Source organism: Bacillus sp. RCC_6_1, assembly GCF_041360755.1.
GTDB classification, from domain to species: Bacteria; Bacillota; Bacilli; order Bacillales; family Bacillaceae_G; genus Bacillus_A; species Bacillus_A cereus.
On record NZ_JBFUPV010000005.1, the window covers coordinates 171,238 to 188,904 of the forward strand.

Below are 17,667 nucleotides of genomic sequence, written 5' to 3' on the forward strand. Positions count from 1 at the left end.
TTTTAAAAATTGGAAAGCAGATAATGACGAATTCATTATCTGCTTTTTATTGTGTGAATAATTGTCGTTCTCTTTTTATTCTTATAGTTCTTAGTACGATTCCAATTCCGAGAAATAAAACAGTAGCAGCGACCCCGCTAGTAGGATTTAACCAAAAATCACTACTGTTTGTAAGAGTAATAATCCCTGTTATTGTAACTAAAACAGTAGGAACAGCATCCTCGATTGCATGCATGATAACACATGGCCAGACTGATTTTGTAAGTCTATATATTTCAACATACATAATTGACCAACAAACCATAAGGATACAGCCAGATAGAAGCATATTTAATCTTGAGATAGATTCAAAATATTCATTTGAAGAGCCTCCTTTACTTTTATTTATCCTACTATTTGTGGGCAGTAAAACGCCCATTGATTAAAGTCTTTAATTTTTACAATATTTGTTAATAGATAAATTAAATAGGAGACAAATAGAAAGTAGTATCTTTTGTATGCATCACTATACTATATGTGTATTTGTGTGATTTTGATGTTGCATATTCTTTTTAAATTAGAAAGATGAAAAGTAAGTTTTTTCGGAAAATTTAAACGGAAACTATTGACTTTATGATTGGGTTTTTAATACAATGATACTTCGACTGAAAAATTAGAACGGACAGGAGGGAATCGTCGAAATGAGCAACATATTTGAAGATGAGTTACAAAAAATGAAGGATACTTTACATACGATGGATGAGCAATTGGATAAGCTTGAAAAAACCCCGGTTTATTATGGAGAAGATTTTAAAGAGCAAATTCTTGAAAGTATGAGGGAGTCTAATAGACAAAACTTACGTATTGGTGTGCAAGAGCCGTACTTTGGAAGGTTAGATTTTCAGGAAGATGGAAAAGAAGAAGTTATGCCGATTTATATCGGAAAAGTAGGGGTTTCGGATATGGACACGATGAAGCCAATCATTATTGATTGGCGGGCGCCTGTCGCAAGTATGTTTTATTCATTTACCGGTGGAGAAGAATTAGCATTTTATCAATCACCAGATGGGTTAGTAGAAGGTGATGTGTATTTAAAACGAAACATTTCCATTCGAAAAAGAGAACTTGAACGTGTTGTTGATACATATGTAAAAGGAAATGAAGATGTATCGCATGCCGATGATTTTCTTCTATATCGATTAGGTGAGAATAAAGATAATAAGCTAAAGGATATTGTTTCAACGATTCAATCGGAACAAAATGATATTATTCGAGCGGAAAGAAATTTACCATTACTTATTCAAGGGGTTGCAGGGAGCGGAAAGACAACAATTGCTTTACATCGCCTTGCTTTTTTAATTTATGAATATCGTGAACAACTAGAAGCAGAAAGAATGATCGTATTTGCGCCGAATAGTCTGTTTTTAGACTATATTTCGAGTGTACTTCCTGAATTAGGTGTAGGGAATATTAGTCAAACAACGTTTCCGGATTGGGCATTACGTACGTTAGATGATTCAGTGAAACTAAAGCAGACAGAAGAAAAATTGAAAGAAGCATTTTCAATTAATCGTGATGAAAAGAAGGTAATGCTAGGTAAATTAAAGGGTACGTTGGAATTTAAGACGTTTATTGAAGAGAGAATGATCCAATTTGAAAATGAGTTAGTTCCGACAAAAGATTTTGAGGCGTGGGATAGAGCGATTATTCCAGTAGAAGATATTAAAAAATGGATGCAAGTTGAATATAAACATTATCCTTTACAGAAAAGAAGAGAACGATTAGTAGGACGAATGAAGCGCTGGATTGAAATTGAACTTAAAAAATTCGGGGAAACAAACGAGAAAAAATTACTTAAAAAAGAAGCGACTAAGAGACTGAACGCATATATGAAGTTTTGGCCGAAAATGAGTGCTCTTTCACTGTATAGTTCAATAGTAAAAAGTAAAGAAATACTCGAGGTATTACCTGAAGAACTTGTTAAAGAAACAGAAAAGAGTTGTCGTAAAAAAGAAGTGTATGTAGAAGATTTACCAGCTTTAATATACATACATCATCGTATAACAGGGATTGAAATCGGGCAGAAGTTTCATCACGTTGTTATTGATGAAGCGCAAGATTTTTCGCCTTTCCAAGTTTATGTATTAAAAGAAATTACATTAGGTAATTCTTTCACTATATTAGGTGATTTATCGCAAGCGATTTATGATTACCAAGGAATTGAAGATTGGAATGCTTTTAAGGAAGTATTCCAAGAAACCGGTTATTATGAATTGACAAGAAGTTATCGTTCTACAAAAGAAATTATTGAATTTGCAAATGAAATAATTAAAAATGCAGAAATCCCAGTAGGACTCGCAACACCAGTCTTCCGCAGTGGAGAAGATGTGAAAGTAATTCATGCGGAAAATCAATTTACTGAAATTGTGAAGACGGTAAAACATTTGCAAAATGCAGATGTGAAAACAATTGCGGTAATCGGAAGAACAGAAGATGAATGCCGTGATATATATGTGGAATTAACAAATGCAGGATTAACGGTAAACGTAATTGAAGCAAACCAAAGTAAATATGAAGGTGGTATATCAGTAGTACCTGTCTATTTAGCGAAAGGTTTAGAATTTGATGCGGTGCTTTTAATTGATGTGGATGAAGAACATTACAAAGACACAAAACATGATGCAAAGTTACTATATGTTGGATGTACGAGATCACTTCATGACCTATGGATTTTCCATAGTGGGGAAGCGTCACCTTTAATTAAAGGATTAAAATAAAGTGAAACTATAATCAGTGGGGAGTTTTACTGCAAGCTAATGTGGGATAAATATAAAAAGAGGGTTTCTATTACTGTCTACTTAACAGGGAGATGACTATGAAGACCCTCTTTTTATATTGAAATTAATGTTCAATTTTAAACGAATAAAGCCATTAATATTAAATCTTGATAGCTACCATCCAATTTTACACCCTTTGCTTTTCTACCCTCTTCAAAGAAGCCTAGATTCTTATATAACTGGATTGCACCTAGATTATCTTCCATTACCTCAAGACAAACTTTTTCAATCTTACTGTTATTTTTAGCCCAATTGATTAACGTTTCTAGAAGAGCTCTTCCAATACCATAATTTCGATATTCGGGTAGTATGGTCATCGCAAAAGCCCCTTGATGACTAATTTTTTCTTTGTTTCCGTTCTTAAAATCTATTGCACCGACTAACTTACCATCAACTTCAGCAATAAACTGTACATAATTTGGATTTTCATGATAAGCTTTTAACGTTTTTTGAATAGCATCGATACGCACCTTTTTTACATCCTCAACCGTACTTAGCATGTATGGAGCGTTTATTAAAGCTTTTGAAGCAGAATCTAGTATTCTTTCTGCATCCCGTTCTTTAGCTTCTCTAATTATTATTGTTTTTCCATCCTTAGATTTATAAGTAAAAACATTAGTTGATAAGATACTACACACACCCTTTCGGAATATAATTAGTTGAATTTTTTAACTATCGTGCAATTATTAAGTAAGAAAAAGTCGTATCACCTTTTTCTGCAATCGCTCTACTTCAACTTAATGACGATTATTTCAAATATTTTTAATTTTTACAAGGATTTATTCCGTTATATAGCCCGATTGTTGAATAACATGACTGGCGTTTTTTAAACAACTTTATTATCTCTGTACACGATGAATTAACGACTTGAGCTGTTGTGTAAATAATATACAATGACCTTTTCTAATTTCTTAGTTTGTTCTTTTTCCCGTACACGAACGGCATCTACTGGAATTTGTGTATGTTTTAACCAATCTAGAATAAGGTGTAGTTGTTCTTGTATTTGCCCAATGTTTTGCTCCTTTATGTTCTTATTCTGAATTCTATCAATTAATTGAAGCATATAGGGAAGTTTTTCTATACATTCACTTAAATCTCCGCAATAACCTGAAGGGAATTCATGTGTACCAAATTCTAAAGTATTGATGTAATTAGAAACTAGGTATATCATGGCTTCTTGTTCGGTATCACCACCTAATTCAATCGCTTTTCGAAGGGATTTTTCTAAATCGTCTTCTTTATTGCTAGAGTCCATATAAATTCCTATCCATCTAAAAGGTCTTGAATCAAATGGGTTGTTTTCTGTCCATCTATATAGAATGTCAATTAGAAAACTATTTAGTGAGAAAGTTAAGACCTCATCTTTTTCGTTTAATACATCTAAAATAGTAAACAGCGAAATGGCAAACTCTTCTTGATCTTTTGATTCCCATTTCTTTGCATTTGTAATAAATGTCTCTAAATGTTTAAAAGCTAATTTTCGAAGTCCCGCTTCGCGATGCTGACAGTAACAAATAAAATCATGCCAATGCTCAGTTGTATTCATATGTATAATAATAGTTTGTAATGCAGTGAGAGGTTTATCCATTATAAGTCCCCAATCTATTAAGCACGTGTTGAAAATTTAGTGTTATTATATCATTACATAAATTAAAGTAGGAAGAATTTAAGGTGGATTTTATTGGTCACGGGATCCAATCGATTGGTAATGTAGCGGTTCTAACAGGAGTCATTATTGACTTTGAAGATGAAACGTAAAAAAGTTATTATGTTTATCTGAATATTGAGGGAATACAATAATTTTATTTATTTAATTTTCAGAAAAAATAGACTAAAACATTAATAAATGGTATAATTTCCTTGTTATTGGAATTAAAATGAAAATATTAGAAGAAAAAGGATAGGGTTGGTTTTAATGGGGGATTCTGATCACAAAGAAACAAAGGCAATATTAAAGTTATGGTTTATTTATATACCACTTGCATTTGGAGAATTTGTCTTTTCGAATATCATAGGTTATTTAAAAAAATAAAGATTTTGTATTTGAAAAACAATTAACCTAATTTAATTGTTTTTTTATTTTTCTCTAATAAACCAAACAAAAATAAAGATTTTGAACAAGATGAAGTTTATGAAGGAAATAACGTTGATTAGGTGCTGAAAACGGGAATTATTCAAGCATGGTAATTCACCGTTTTTATAGCTTCCTATAGTGAGATGTTATGTTCACATCATATGTATACGATATTTGTAACTTAATATAGCATTACTGGAACTTCAAAATTAGTAGTTAAGGTTGTTACCTTATAGAGTGTTATATATAACTTAGCTAAAAAAGCACAAATCATATAATTTGCGCTGTTCATTATCTGTTTTTTGGTAAAAAATTATAGTTTTTGTCACATTAATACTGTACGATACATAGTATAAAACACATACTGTATGACATATAGTAATGGAAATGAGGTGAGTGAATGGATACTTTATTAAATTCGTTAATTACTGAGTTAAGAAGAGGGACATTAACGTTAGCTGTTTTAAGTCAATTAAGAACGCCGCAGTACGGATATTCACTTGTCCAGTTATTAGAGCAATCAGGGGTTACAATTGATCAAAGTACTTTATATCCACTACTTCGCCGATTAGAAAAGCAGGAATTAGTGACGAGTAGTTGGGATAAAACGGAGAGTAGACCTCGTAAGTATTATGTTTTAAGTGATTATGGATTAGAAATATTTTTGCAGTTGAAAAAAGAATGGATAAAGGATTCGAAAGAACTTTATAACTTATTAAAGGAGGAGGAAGAGAATGAATTTAATTGATCTCTATATCCAAGAGGTTGCGAAGAGATTACCTGAAAAAAATCGTGAAGATATTACACTTGAACTAAGGTCAACTATAGATGATATGTTACCTGAAGATTATAATGAGAAAGATGTAAAGAGCGTTCTCGAAAAATTGGGGAGTCCGGTTTCATTGGCTAATGGTTATTTGGATAGACCGATGCATTTAATTGGACCACGTTATTTTGATGTATATACAACGTTGTTAAAAATGATTATACCAATCGCAGCTGTCATTGCACTCATATCAATGGTTGCAGAAAATTTTATAGGCTATAGTGGTGATCAAGCGGTATTAAATGTTATTTTACAATTGATAGGTAAAGGCATTGGGGGAATTTTTGAAGTGGGCCTCCATGTATTTTTCTGGTTGACAGTTGTGTTTGTTATTTTAGAAAGAACAGATAAAGACAAAGGTATCGAGCCGTTGACGACAAGTTTAAAAAAATGGACACCAGATGATTTGAAAAACATCTCGTATATCCCAAAGAAAAAAGCAATCTCGAAGTTTGAAGTTTTTGGAGGTTTAATGTGGACAGCAGTTTGGGCTACACTTTACTTTTATGCGAATTATCTTGTTGGCGTATATAACGGTACGGCAAATGGACTGAAGTTTGTCTCGCCAACTTTTAATCAAGATGTTTTATTGCAGTACTGGCCAATCGTTGTAATTATGATCGTTTTTGAAATATGTATATCCCTTTATAAATTAGTGCAGGGACAATGGACGCAAAGATTGGCGATTGGGAATGCTATTCTTCAAATAGCTGGGACGATAGTATTCATTGTAATTGTAGTAAATCCACATGTATTTAACGCAGGGTTTATTACGTATTTGGCAAATGCATTTACTATTTCCTCAGAGGAGTTTAAAACGTGGCTCATTGGGGGAGGAATTTTCTTCTACATGTTATCTGCTGCAATAAATATATTTGATGGTTTCCGAAAAGCTAGTATTCGTATGTAGATAAAAATCGGAAATTTCGATAAAATAAAACTATTAAAAAGATAGTAAAATAAGGTGAACATGATGAAAGGAAGAAAATAATGATAAGGGAAGCAACGAAAAAAGATTTAGCATACATTTTAGATATTTATAACGATGCGATACTTTATACAACAGCTGTATATGCGTATAAACCTGTAACCCTTGAAAATAGAATAGATTGGTATGAACAAAAAAAGGCTGAAGAGTATCCAATTATCGTATATGAATTAGATAATAAAGTAGTAGGATTTGCGACATTCGGCCCATTTAGAGCGTGGCCTGCTTATAAATATTCAGTTGAACATTCTGTGTATGTAGATAAGGCATATAGAAAAAATGGCATTGGGTCTTCATTAATGAAAGAATTAATCAAAATTGCAAAGGAAAGAGAGTATATGACCTTAATTGCTGGAATTGATGCAGAGAATGAGAAAAGTATTGCCTTGCATCAAAACTATGGATTTGTTCATGCAGGAACAATAAAAAAAGCTGGTTATAAGTTTAATAAATGGCTAGATTTAGCTTTTTATCAGCTGGAACTTAACGGTCCTGAAAATCCTATAGAAGAATAAATATTTTTCGGTAGCAAGAAAAAATTCATGCTACCTTTTTCTTATTTTAATAGCTAATGAAAAGGTTTTTTACATTCAATGTTGAAATATTATAAGTTAATATAACGATATAAAAAGAGGGATAGAAATGGAAACTGTTATAAATAAAATAAAAGAGGTACAATCTAATTATGTGGGAATGGCAATTTATTCTACAAAAAATAATCGTATAGTTGCTTCGTATAATAGTGAATTAAATATTCCGTTAGCATCAGCAGCAAAATTAGTCATTGGATTTGTAGTAACGCAAATGGTGAAGGAAAATAAACATAATTGGAATGATATACTTCATTACATTAAATTTAATCCACATGAAGATAGTGCGCAGTTATATCCGCATTTACAAGGAAGAACTTCTTTAACACTTAGTCAAGCGGTAGAGGTAATGATTGCTTGTCATGATAGTTACGTTGCACAGTCAGTTGTAATGCACTGTGGTGGATGGGATGCTGTGAAAATGTACGCACAAACGTACTTTTCAAAAATTCATATACAAGAGAATGCTAGAGATGAGAAAAATGTTGGAGAATTAAGTGAAGTTCTTGCCCTTTTCATACAAACCTTTCAAGGTTATAAATCAGAACCAGAATTATGGGAACCAATTATTAGCGGCATGGTAAGACAGCAAGGAGAGTATGAAGAAATTCCATATTATCATATAACTCATATGACAGGTGGATTACTCACAGCTACAATAAATATTGGTATTATAGGAATGTTTAACGAATTTCCACTTCTTTATGTGATTGGGGGAAAAGATTTACCGAATCGCCGTGAAAATAAAGAGGTAGATGAAGCTTTTGCAGTAGTTTTAAAGTACATATACAAAGAATATAGTGAAAGCATGCTAGGAGTGAGCGATTGAAAAGAAACTTAAAGACTTTAACAATCATTATTTTAATTTTAACGATTATTGCTCTTGAAGTTGGAATCGCCCTATATGATCACAATTTGTCATTAGATACAATTTACTTTGCAGCGATCCTTATTTGTATTGTATTGCTTTTTGGCACACGTGTTTCTGAAGAGAAAGAAAGTACATCGAAACGAGGGCGAAGAAAAATAGCTGTTATATTTTGGCCATCTATTTTATTGTCTATCGCTTGTTTTGCAGTTATAAATTACATAAGGGTAGGCTATGTCTCTGTACCAGGGATAATTGGCTTTTCATGCTTTGTTACATATGGTGGATTCGTTTTGATTAGTATTTTAAAGGGGAAAAATAAAATGTAGCTTACTAAGTTGAAAGGAAGCAATGTATATGAAACATATAGAGAACGGTACACGTATTGAAGGAGAATACATTAAAAATAAAGTCATTCAATATAATATGTCCATCTTAACAGATGAAGTAAAACAGCCGATGGAAAAAGTAAGCCTCGTAGTAAAAAATGAAGAAGGAAAAATATTTGGTGGTGTAACAGGTACGATGTATTTTTATCATCTTCATATCGACTTTTTATGGGTTGATAAATCAGTTCGTCATGACGGTTATGGTAGTCAACTGTTACATAAAATTGAAGAAATTGCGAAGGAAAAAGGGTGCAGATTAATATTGCTAGATTCATTTAGTTTTCAAGCGCCAGAATTTTATAAAAAGCACGGTTACCGAGAGTATGGTATCGTTGAAGATCATCCAAAAGGTCATAGTCGGCACTTTTTTGAAAAGAGATTATAATAATATTATGTATACTGATTGATGGGAGAAAGCATATGTACACGTATAAATTGCAACAAGAACAACCAATCTGTGCAGAAAAAATTAAGAAGCTTTATGATTCTGTCGGCTGGTGGCCAGAAAGAAAAGAAGTCGATATTGAAAAAATGTTAAAGAATAGTATAGCCATTGGAGTATGGGAAGAAAATGAATTAGTTGGATTTGCTAGAGTCGTTTCTGATGGTGTTTTTCGAGCATACATTGAAGATGTTGTCGTACATGAGAATGTAAGAAATAAAGGTATTGGAGAGAAAATGCTTACAATATTACTTCGAGAAATATCTCATATTAATATTGTTAGTCTATTTTGCGGAGAGAAGCTAATAAAGTTTTACGGTGAGCAGCAATTTCAAGCAACGAAGCAAATTGTGATGCATCGTAATCAAACAGGGAAAGAATAAGAGGTGCCAATTAAAATGAATGCAACAAGAGCGTACTGTTTATCGAAAAGAAAAGCGACAGAAGATTCTCCAGATGGCTGGAGTGCAACATGTATGAGGCTTAAGAATAAAATATTTGCGATAGTAAATCATGAAGAAGGTGAAAAGGCTGCGATTACATTAAAGTGTGATCCAGAAGTCGCATTAAGAATAAGAGAAGATTATCCAGAAACAATTATTCCAGGGTATCATATGAATAAAAAACATTGGAATACCGTTTATATTCATAAGGGTATAGAGCAGGAGCAAATTAATAAAATGATTGATTGGTCGTATGATTTAGTACTACAATCATTTTCAAAGAAAAAGCAGCAGGAGTTAATGGATTAATATGTATTAGGAGTGTGTGTAATGAAAGATTCGATTAAAGATACGTATGATAAATTAGCGAGTACATATAAAGAAAATCTAGATTTCGCAAATCCATATAACAGTTATTATGAAAGACCGGCGATGATGGAGCTTATTCCAAAGGAACTAGAAGGAAAAAAGATATTAGATGCTGGATGTGCAGCTGGATGGTATACTTCTCAATTCATAGGAAGAGGAGCAAATGTTACAGCAATTGATGTAAGTCCTGAAATGGTAAAAGCAGCAAAAGAAAATATAGGAGAAGAAGCGACGTTCCTTTGTCATGATCTGCAAGAAACATTGCCATTTGAAGATAATACGTATGATGTGATTGTAAGTTCATTAACTCTTCATTATATAGAAAATTGGAATCAAGTATTTCAAGAATTTCGTCGTGTATTGAAGCCAGGTGGAGAACTTATTTATTCTATTCATCATCCTTTTATGGATTTCACAAAGTTTCCATGTGAAAATTATTTTGAAAAACAGTTATTAATAGATACTTGGGTTAAACCGAATATTACTATTGAAGTCAAGTTTTTTAGAAGATCATTACAAGACATACTAAATGAAACTACAAATTATTTTGTATTAGAAGAGATAGTGGAACCGAAGGCAATTGAAAAAATGAAAGAAGTAAGCGAAAAATCATATCATTATTTAAATATGAATCCACATTTTCTTATCATAAAAGCAATCAATAAATAGCTAGTAAAATAACTTTGTTTTACTAGCTATTTACAGTTTTACATTACATATTAGGAGACTTTAAAATGAATACGAAACGAAATAGAGTAGTATATGCACTATTTACTATAGTTGTTATTATTTTAGGTCTTAGCTCAAGAAAGTTTGCTTTTGCACTACCACATCTATTAAATGATTATTTAGGTGATGCATTATGGGCATTAATGATTTTCACTGGCTTTGGATTTTTGTTTCCTAAAACAGAGACGAAGAAGTTGGCTTTTATTAGTTTAATGTTTTGCTACGGGATTGAAGCGAGCCAATTGTATCATGCGGAATGGATAGATAGCATTCGTGCAACGACTTTGGGGGGACTCGTGTTGGGATACGGTTTTTTGTGGAGTGATGTAGTGGCTTATACAATTGGTGTTGGAGTGGGAATACTGTGTGAGGTTATTTTTCGGAAGAAATAAGAATTGTAAAAGGGGTATTTGTAAATGGAACAAGCACTGGAAATTGCAAAGCTTTGGTTTCGAAATGAACATGTCACAGCTACTGTAATGCAACCAAAAGTAGCGAAGGTTTTATGCAAGAATAAAGAGTACATTTTAAAGAGAACGGGATCGATAAAGCAACTTCTAGTTGAATTCGATGTTTTGAAGCAACTGTATGAAAAGGGAATTAAAGTACAGAGAGTAGTAAAGACAGAAAATGATGAACAATATGTATTATATAAAGAAAAATATTATTGCTTATATGAGTATGTTGCCGGAAGTGTTTTAGAAATAAAAGATACGAATAAGCTGGAAAGGCTAGCAAGTACAATTGGAGAAGAAATAGCTAATCTGCACAAAGCATTACATTCGGTGAATAGTGACCATGAGTTAATAAAAAGAGATTTATATAAGATGGTATTTGAATGGGCTATACCGATTTTAGAAAAGAATGAGTATGTTCATCGAGAGGTAATTCAAAAGACGGAGCGAATGCACGCAGCTTTCAAGGAAACGGTCCATTCATTACCGAGACAAATTATTCATCGTGATATGCATCTATCGAATGTAATCTTTAAAGATGATAAACTGGAAGGGTTTATAGATTTTGAGATTTTAGAAAATAATGTAAAAATATTTGATTTATGTTATTGCTGTACAAGTGTATTAAGCGAGCTATTTAGTAATGAAAGATTAAGAGGGAAATGGTTACATATCGTTAGCAAAGTCTTTGAAGGTTATTATAAACAAAATGATTTAACGAAAGAAGAACTAAAAGCTATTTGGTATGTTATGCTTTCAATTCAAATTATCTTTATTGCTTATTTTGTCCAGTTACCAGATTTATTAAAGTTAAATGAAGAAATGTTCTTCTGGATTTTTGCTAATAAGGAAGCTATTGAAGAAGTTATAGAATGTATCGTAAAGGTATGAAAAAAATAATATTAATTGGTTCTGGTGGTTCAGGAAAATCTACATTAGCAAGGCAGTTAGGAAATAAATTAAATATTAAGGTGCATCATCTTGATGCATTATTTTGGAAACCGAATTGGGAAGGTGTTCCGAGAGAAGAACAAATAGCAGTTCAAAATAACTTAATTAAAGATGAGAAGTGGATTATTGATGGGAATTATGGCGGGACGATGGATATCAGACTGAATGCAGCTGATACAATTATCTTCCTTGATATTCATAGAACAATTTGTATTTATCGTGCGTTTAAAAGAATTGTAAAATACCGGAATAAAACAAGACCAGATATGGGCGCGGGATGTGAAGAAAGATTTGATTTGCAATTTTTTAAATGGATATGGAAATATCCTAATGCTAAACGACCTACAATTTTAAAAGGGTTAGAGCAATTGTCCGAAGAGAAAAAGGTTATTGTTTTAAAATCTCCAAATGAGGTTCGGAAATTTTTAGAGCACATATAATAATACAATGTGACACAACAATTCTTTTTGGATCTTACCGATTAGTTTAATTAAACTAATCGTTTTTTATTATGAAAAATTTAACGCTTTTTGAAAATTGTATTTTGTAATGAGTATATGACTATAAATTCATATAAAATGAACGTTTGGAGGAATAGAAAATGACTAATGATTTAATTCAAACAATCGATTCATTAATGGTAAATATTCCAGCTGGAGAGGTAGTATTAAGAGATGATCGAATAAAAAAAGAATGGCTAGTACAAATTCAACCATTTCTTCTTGCAAAGTATGCTGTAACAATCGAACTATATGATGCTATTACAAATAGCACATTAAATAATTTTGAAAAAAATCATAAACCAGTTGTAAATATTTCATGGAACGATGCCATTGCGTTTTGTAATGTACTTTCAAAAATAGCGGGATTAAAAGAATATTATTCTATTAGTGATGGTGGTCAAATTGTGAAATGTAATTTAGATTCGAATGGCTACCGATTACCATGTGAGGCAGAGTGGCAATATGCATGTAAAGCAAGTACAACCGGATATACATACGGGAAACTTCATGATATAGCGTGGTATAATGAAAATTCAAATGGAGAGATTCATGACGTTGGCCAAAAAGAACCGAATGCATGGGGACTTTATGATATGCTAGGGAACGTTTGGGAATGGTGTTATGATTTGTATGATGAAACAGTGTACGGATCATACCGCATTTTTCGTGGTGGTAGTTGGGCTGAAACAGCGAGAGGGTGCGGCGCTACTTGTCGTCGTCGAAGCCATCCTACATTTCATATAGATGATCTCGGTTTTAGACTTGCTAGATCAATTTAGTAGGAACATGATACGAACAACTAAGAAAAGAGTATGGAGAGAATCCGTACTTTTCCAACATAGAAACGATTTAACGTAAGGAGTGTTTATTATGGCGCGTGTTTTATTTATTAACGCTGGATCAGAAGGACATATAAATCCAACTTTACAAGTTGTAGAAGAATTGATTTCTCGTGGTGAAGAGGTCGTTTATTTTTCAATAGAAGCTTTTAGGGAACGAATTGAGAAGACAGGTGCTACTGTACGAACGATTGACGATCAAAAATTTATAAAAGCGTTTCTATCTGGAGGCAGAAATTATTTACAGGAAAGAATAAACGGTCTTCTACATACAGCAGATGTTGTTATACCTAGTGTTCTAGAACAAATTGAAGGTGAACATTTTGATTACATAATTCATGATTCTATGTTTGGCTGTGGGCACTTAATTGCTCAAATTCTTAAATTGCCATCTATAAATTCATGTACATCTTTTGCGCAGGATGAAAAATCTTTTGAGCAAATGTTAGGTCATCTGTCAAAAAATATCCCAGTAGAAATTCATGATAAAATACAGAATGATTTTCAAAACTTAACGAAGGGAATTGCTGAAAAATATGGTGTTGAAATAAAATCACCGTATGAAGTTTTCTGTAATCCTGCACCCCTTACTATTGTGTATACAATTAAGGAGTTCCAGCCTTTTGGTGATACGTTTGATGAAACATATAAATTTGTAGGACCATCTATCTCTGCACAAGTAAAAAACAGAGACGTTGATTTTACTTCAATTCAAGAAAAAAGTCCGATTTATATTTCATTAGGTACTGTTTTTAATGAAGTGATTGATTTTTATAAACTGTGTATGAAGGCCTTTGAGAATAGCGAGCATACAATTGTCATGTCTATTGGTAATAAAACAAAAATAAGTGATCTAGGCGAAATCCCTAAAAACTTCATTGTGAAAAACTATGTGCCTCAAACCGAACTGCTTACTTATACGAAACTATTTATTACACACGGCGGGATGAACAGTGTGCATGAAGGACTGTATAATGGGATTCCGCTCGTTGTAATACCGCAAAGTGCAGATCAGCCAGCAATCGCAAAGCAAGTGGAGAGTCTTGGAGCAGGAGTTCAATTACATATGAATGAATTAACCGTGGAGAAATTGCGTGAAAGTGTGGAGTTAGTTTTAAATAACCCTTCATATAAAGAGGCTGCTTTGAATTTGAAGGAATCATTCCGAACATCGGGTGGATATAAAGAAGCTGTTGATGAAATCTTTACATTTGTAGGTCAGTAATAAATATAAAGTTATACATGAAAAAAGTGTCTATATTAAATGATATAGACACTTTTCTGTTGTAAGAAGAGAAGAATTGTTTAAATGGAAAAAATGAAAATACTAAATGTGAATTTTGAGAACTAAGTCTACAATTTCTGCTGCACACTTTTATTTTATCCCGTATTAACCGACCGTAAAACCCCAACTAATTAAAGTTTTACTTTATGATTTCAGGATGTGGTTTTATATGTTAGTAATAATTTCACTGTTTCTGCACAACTTCTGCACATGCTTAGGCGAGTTCTATGTCATGATATATTCATAAAGTGAAATATTTCACAAGGAAAAAATATATTTTCACTGCGGTGTATGCATAATTAACACATACATCGGTACAAGTTTGTCTCTTGTTATTCTTTTACATCAAAGCCCACATTCCACTACAAAGTATAACAAGAAGGGGACATGAACATGAATAATCGATTTTTAAAACAACTACAAAATATGAAAATGAACAAAAAAAGTTTAGGAGTTGTAGCATTAACAGCTGGAATTATTAGTACGACACTTATTCCTCAAAATGCTTATGCGCACGGTTTTGTTGAAAAGCCCGGTAGCCGATCCGCTTTATGTAGTCCAACTTATGGTGCGCTAAATGTAAACTGTGGAAGTGTTATGTATGAACCACAAAGTTTAGAAGCTCCAAAAGGGTTCCCACAAGGTGGTCCAGTAGATGGACAAATTGCTTCAGCAGGCGGAAAATTTGGTGGTATTTTAGATCAACAAACAGCAAATCGTTGGTTTAAAAATACAATCACTGGTGGGGAAAATACATTTACTTGGAAGTATACTGCGCCTCACTTAACGAGTAAGTGGCATTACTATATTACTAAAAAAGGATGGAATCCAAATAAAGCGCTAACAAGAGCAGATTTCGAACCAATTGGAACTGTACAACATGATGGTTCTGCAGCTTCAAATAATTTAACTCATAAAATCAATGTACCTACTGATCGTAGTGGATATCATGTGATTTTAGCAGTATGGGATGTAGCTGATACAGCAAATGCATTCTATAATGTAATTGATGTTAATCTTATTAATGATGTGAAACCAGACATAGAAGCACCAAGTATTCCAAATGGACTTCAGACGCAAAAAGTAACAGCGAATAGTGTAGAACTAACATGGAACGCTTCTACGGATAATGTAGGGGTAAAAGGATATCAAATCTTCCGTAACGGAGAGATGATTGATACAGTACCAGGGACTCATTTTATTGATAAGAAGTTACAACCAAGTACAGAATACTCTTATACTGTAAAAGCAATTGACGCAGCTGGCAATGTATCGACAGAAAGTACAGCGCTTACAGTAAAAACGACAGTTGAGACTCCTGATACAGAAGCACCAACACAACCAAAAGGATTACATAGTATGGGAACGACAGCGTCAAGTGTGGATTTAATGTGGAGTCCATCTGACGATAATATTGGTGTAGACCATTATGATATTTATAGAGAAACAGAAGGATCAATGAAAAAGATTGCAACATCCAATACAACTTCTTATTTGGATAAAAATCTGCTCGCTAATACTACTTATAAATATGTAGTGAAAGCTGTTGATGTAGCTGGAAATGAATCCGTACAGAGTGATATATTCACAATTACTACAAAAACCGAAAGCGCTTCATATGAAGCGTGGGATGCAAAAAAAGCATATAAAAAGGGAGATAGAGTTCTACACGAAGGAAAAGTATATGAAGCAGTCCAGAGTTATCAAGGAAATGGTGATCCAAACTGGATTTATGCATTATCATTATGGAAAACAGTGTAAGCTTTACTTAGGTATGAACTAAGAGATGATGGGCTTTGATGCAAAAGGTAATCTTAAGAATTCACTTTTCTATTAATAAAAAAGGGTAGTGTATGAATACATAAGATTCATATACTACCCTTTTTATTATGATAACATTTTCGTCATAAGTATGTGCGGAATGCCATCTTCCATAAATATATCAGAAGAAGTTTCATAGTCTAATTTTTTATAAAATCCTTCAGCTTGTGTTTGACCGTGTAGTTTCACTTTCGTAACTTGTTCGTTACGAGCAAGTTCTTCTAACGTTTGAATGATGACTTTACCTAATCCGTATGTACGATAATCTTTTAAAATACAAATACGTTCTAATTTTCCGACACCATCAACAAATCGTATACGACCTGTGCCTACAGGAAGTTCATGATAATAAACTAAAATATGTTTACATTGCTCTCCGATTTCATCGAATGTATCGAATTCATCTGCAAGAGGGACACCTTGTTCTTTTACAAATACTTCTTTTCGAATATGAAAGGCAGTTTCTAAATCAGCAAGTTCTGTTATAAGTTTGGATTGCAAAATGTTCAGTCCTTTCTAGTGTAATCAGTTTACGTTTTCCTAGTATATCATAATAAAGCACTATTAAGAGAAGAAGAACATACTAAAAAGCCAACTTTAAAAAGTTAGCTTTTATTACAATTTCTTTATCCCATTTTTAGTACCAATAATTGCTGTACTCGTCATACTTATAAACAACCCTGTTTCAACTACACCAGTAATCATTTTTAATTGGGTGTGTAAATGGGCAGGATTAGAAATATGATTAGGGAATATACAATCGATAATCATGTTATTGTTATCGGTTATATAAGTTTCATCATTTTTCAAACGTAATGTGGTTTGACACCCTAAAGACTGAATTTTATTTTCGGTTTGTTTCCATGAAAAAGGGATGATTTCAACAGGTAATGGAAAATTACCTAAATGTGTTACAAATTTCGATTCATCAGCAATGATAATTAGTTCTTTAGAGGAAGAGGCAACGATTTTTTCACGAAGTAATGCACCACCACCGCCTTTTATAAGTTGTAAATTTGAATCAATTTCATCCGCTCCATCAATTGTAAGATCAAGGCTTTGTACGTCGTTTAACGAAATTAGGGGGATATTTAGTTGCTTTGCTAATGCTTCAGTTTCCTTTGATGTCGGTACAGCTTGAAATGATAATCCTTCTTTTACACGTTCACCTAATTTTTGTATTGTCCAATATACAGTAGAACCTGTACCAAGCCCAATTTTCATGCCATCATTTACAAAGTTAGCAGCATATTCGCCAGCGAGCTGTTTTAAATTCATC

20 protein-coding genes and 1 pseudogene are annotated in these 17,667 nt (G+C 32.8%); 16 read left to right on the plus strand and 5 right to left on the minus strand.

Annotated elements, in window-relative coordinates; translation table 11 throughout:
* Window positions 1-46: 46 nt before the first annotated feature.
* Window positions 47-361, minus strand: a pseudogene (locus AB6801_RS17420) (CPBP family intramembrane glutamate endopeptidase); the annotation flags it as partial.
* A 319-nt stretch (window positions 362-680) separates the two neighbouring features.
* Here AB6801_RS17420 and AB6801_RS17425 point away from each other — a divergent pair.
* On the plus strand, window positions 681-2,756 hold the full coding sequence (locus AB6801_RS17425; protein WP_070757881.1) for a HelD family protein: 2,076 nt from the start codon (window positions 681-683) through the stop codon (window positions 2,754-2,756).
* Between the two features lie 137 nt (window positions 2,757-2,893).
* Here the strand turns inward: AB6801_RS17425 and AB6801_RS17430 are convergent, their stop codons facing one another.
* Entirely contained in the window at window positions 2,894-3,454 is a 561-nt protein-coding gene (locus tag AB6801_RS17430) for a GNAT family N-acetyltransferase (RefSeq protein WP_000337114.1), read from the minus strand.
* A 221-nt stretch (window positions 3,455-3,675) separates the two neighbouring features.
* Window positions 3,676-4,404, minus strand: coding sequence for a hypothetical protein (locus AB6801_RS17435; RefSeq protein ID WP_097813691.1), 729 nt, complete (start codon window positions 4,402-4,404; stop codon window positions 3,676-3,678).
* Window positions 4,405-5,290: 886 nt separating this feature from the next.
* Between AB6801_RS17435 and AB6801_RS17440 the strand changes: the two genes are divergently transcribed.
* From AB6801_RS17440 to AB6801_RS17510, 15 genes are all read left to right on the plus strand, one after another.
* Window positions 5,291-5,638, plus strand: coding sequence for a PadR family transcriptional regulator (locus tag AB6801_RS17440; RefSeq protein ID WP_000380301.1), 348 nt, complete (start codon window positions 5,291-5,293; stop codon window positions 5,636-5,638).
* Window positions 5,625-6,626 carry an HAAS signaling domain-containing protein gene (locus AB6801_RS17445; protein ID WP_001048881.1) on the plus strand — a complete coding sequence of 334 codons (1,002 nt, stop codon included), beginning with the start codon at window positions 5,625-5,627 and terminating at the stop codon, window positions 6,624-6,626. Before AB6801_RS17440 ends, AB6801_RS17445 begins: the two co-directional genes overlap by 14 nt.
* Window positions 6,627-6,706: 80 nt before the next feature.
* A complete protein-coding gene (locus AB6801_RS17450) occupies window positions 6,707-7,219 on the plus strand; it encodes a GNAT family N-acetyltransferase (RefSeq protein ID WP_000617511.1) in 513 nt (170 codons plus the stop codon).
* 127 nt (window positions 7,220-7,346) lie between these two features.
* Window positions 7,347-8,123 (plus strand): serine hydrolase, encoded by a 777-nt coding sequence (locus AB6801_RS17455; RefSeq protein WP_000450752.1) that lies wholly within the window; start codon window positions 7,347-7,349, stop codon window positions 8,121-8,123.
* Window positions 8,120-8,491 carry a hypothetical protein gene (locus tag AB6801_RS17460; RefSeq protein ID WP_000827981.1) on the plus strand — a complete coding sequence of 124 codons (372 nt, stop codon included), beginning with the start codon at window positions 8,120-8,122 and terminating at the stop codon, window positions 8,489-8,491. Before AB6801_RS17455 ends, AB6801_RS17460 begins: the two co-directional genes overlap by 4 nt.
* Window positions 8,492-8,519: 28 nt before the next feature.
* On the plus strand, window positions 8,520-8,936 hold the full coding sequence (locus AB6801_RS17465; protein ID WP_370941106.1) for a GNAT family N-acetyltransferase: 417 nt from the start codon (window positions 8,520-8,522) through the stop codon (window positions 8,934-8,936).
* Between the two features lie 35 nt (window positions 8,937-8,971).
* Window positions 8,972-9,376, plus strand: coding sequence for a GNAT family N-acetyltransferase (locus AB6801_RS17470; protein WP_000288970.1), 405 nt, complete (start codon window positions 8,972-8,974; stop codon window positions 9,374-9,376).
* Window positions 9,377-9,391: 15 nt separating this feature from the next.
* Complete coding sequence (locus AB6801_RS17475) at window positions 9,392-9,745, plus strand: MmcQ/YjbR family DNA-binding protein (protein WP_370941107.1); 354 nt, start codon at window positions 9,392-9,394, stop codon at window positions 9,743-9,745.
* Window positions 9,746-9,766: 21 nt separating this feature from the next.
* On the plus strand, window positions 9,767-10,474 hold the full coding sequence (locus AB6801_RS17480) for a class I SAM-dependent methyltransferase (protein WP_000655256.1): 708 nt from the start codon (window positions 9,767-9,769) through the stop codon (window positions 10,472-10,474).
* Window positions 10,475-10,539: 65 nt separating this feature from the next.
* Window positions 10,540-10,926, plus strand: a complete 387-nt coding sequence (locus AB6801_RS17485) for a ribosomal maturation YjgA family protein (protein ID WP_001093461.1) — start codon at window positions 10,540-10,542, stop codon at window positions 10,924-10,926.
* A 24-nt stretch (window positions 10,927-10,950) separates the two neighbouring features.
* Complete coding sequence (locus tag AB6801_RS17490; protein ID WP_097813689.1) at window positions 10,951-11,880, plus strand: phosphotransferase enzyme family protein; 930 nt, start codon at window positions 10,951-10,953, stop codon at window positions 11,878-11,880.
* Complete coding sequence (locus AB6801_RS17495; protein ID WP_000720552.1) at window positions 11,877-12,380, plus strand: DNA topology modulation protein; 504 nt, start codon at window positions 11,877-11,879, stop codon at window positions 12,378-12,380. The genes AB6801_RS17490 and AB6801_RS17495 overlap by 4 nt, the downstream gene beginning before the upstream one ends.
* A gap of 161 nt (window positions 12,381-12,541) precedes the next feature.
* Window positions 12,542-13,222: a formylglycine-generating enzyme family protein gene (locus tag AB6801_RS17500; protein WP_044584535.1), complete on the plus strand. Its 681-nt coding sequence runs from the start codon at window positions 12,542-12,544 to the stop codon at window positions 13,220-13,222.
* Between the two features lie 91 nt (window positions 13,223-13,313).
* Window positions 13,314-14,507, plus strand: coding sequence for a macrolide family glycosyltransferase (locus tag AB6801_RS17505; protein ID WP_097813688.1), 1,194 nt, complete (start codon window positions 13,314-13,316; stop codon window positions 14,505-14,507).
* 453 nt (window positions 14,508-14,960) lie between these two features.
* Window positions 14,961-16,328, plus strand: coding sequence for a lytic polysaccharide monooxygenase (locus AB6801_RS17510; RefSeq protein WP_001065164.1), 1,368 nt, complete (start codon window positions 14,961-14,963; stop codon window positions 16,326-16,328).
* A 126-nt stretch (window positions 16,329-16,454) separates the two neighbouring features.
* On the opposite strand, the gene AB6801_RS17515 is transcribed toward AB6801_RS17510, so the two are convergent.
* Entirely contained in the window at window positions 16,455-16,889 is a 435-nt protein-coding gene (locus tag AB6801_RS17515; RefSeq protein ID WP_001190864.1) for a GNAT family N-acetyltransferase, read from the minus strand.
* A gap of 114 nt (window positions 16,890-17,003) precedes the next feature.
* Window positions 17,004-17,666, minus strand: coding sequence for a ribose 5-phosphate isomerase A (gene rpiA, locus AB6801_RS17520; protein WP_370941108.1), 663 nt, complete (start codon window positions 17,664-17,666; stop codon window positions 17,004-17,006).
* Window position 17,667 lies beyond the last annotated feature (1 nt).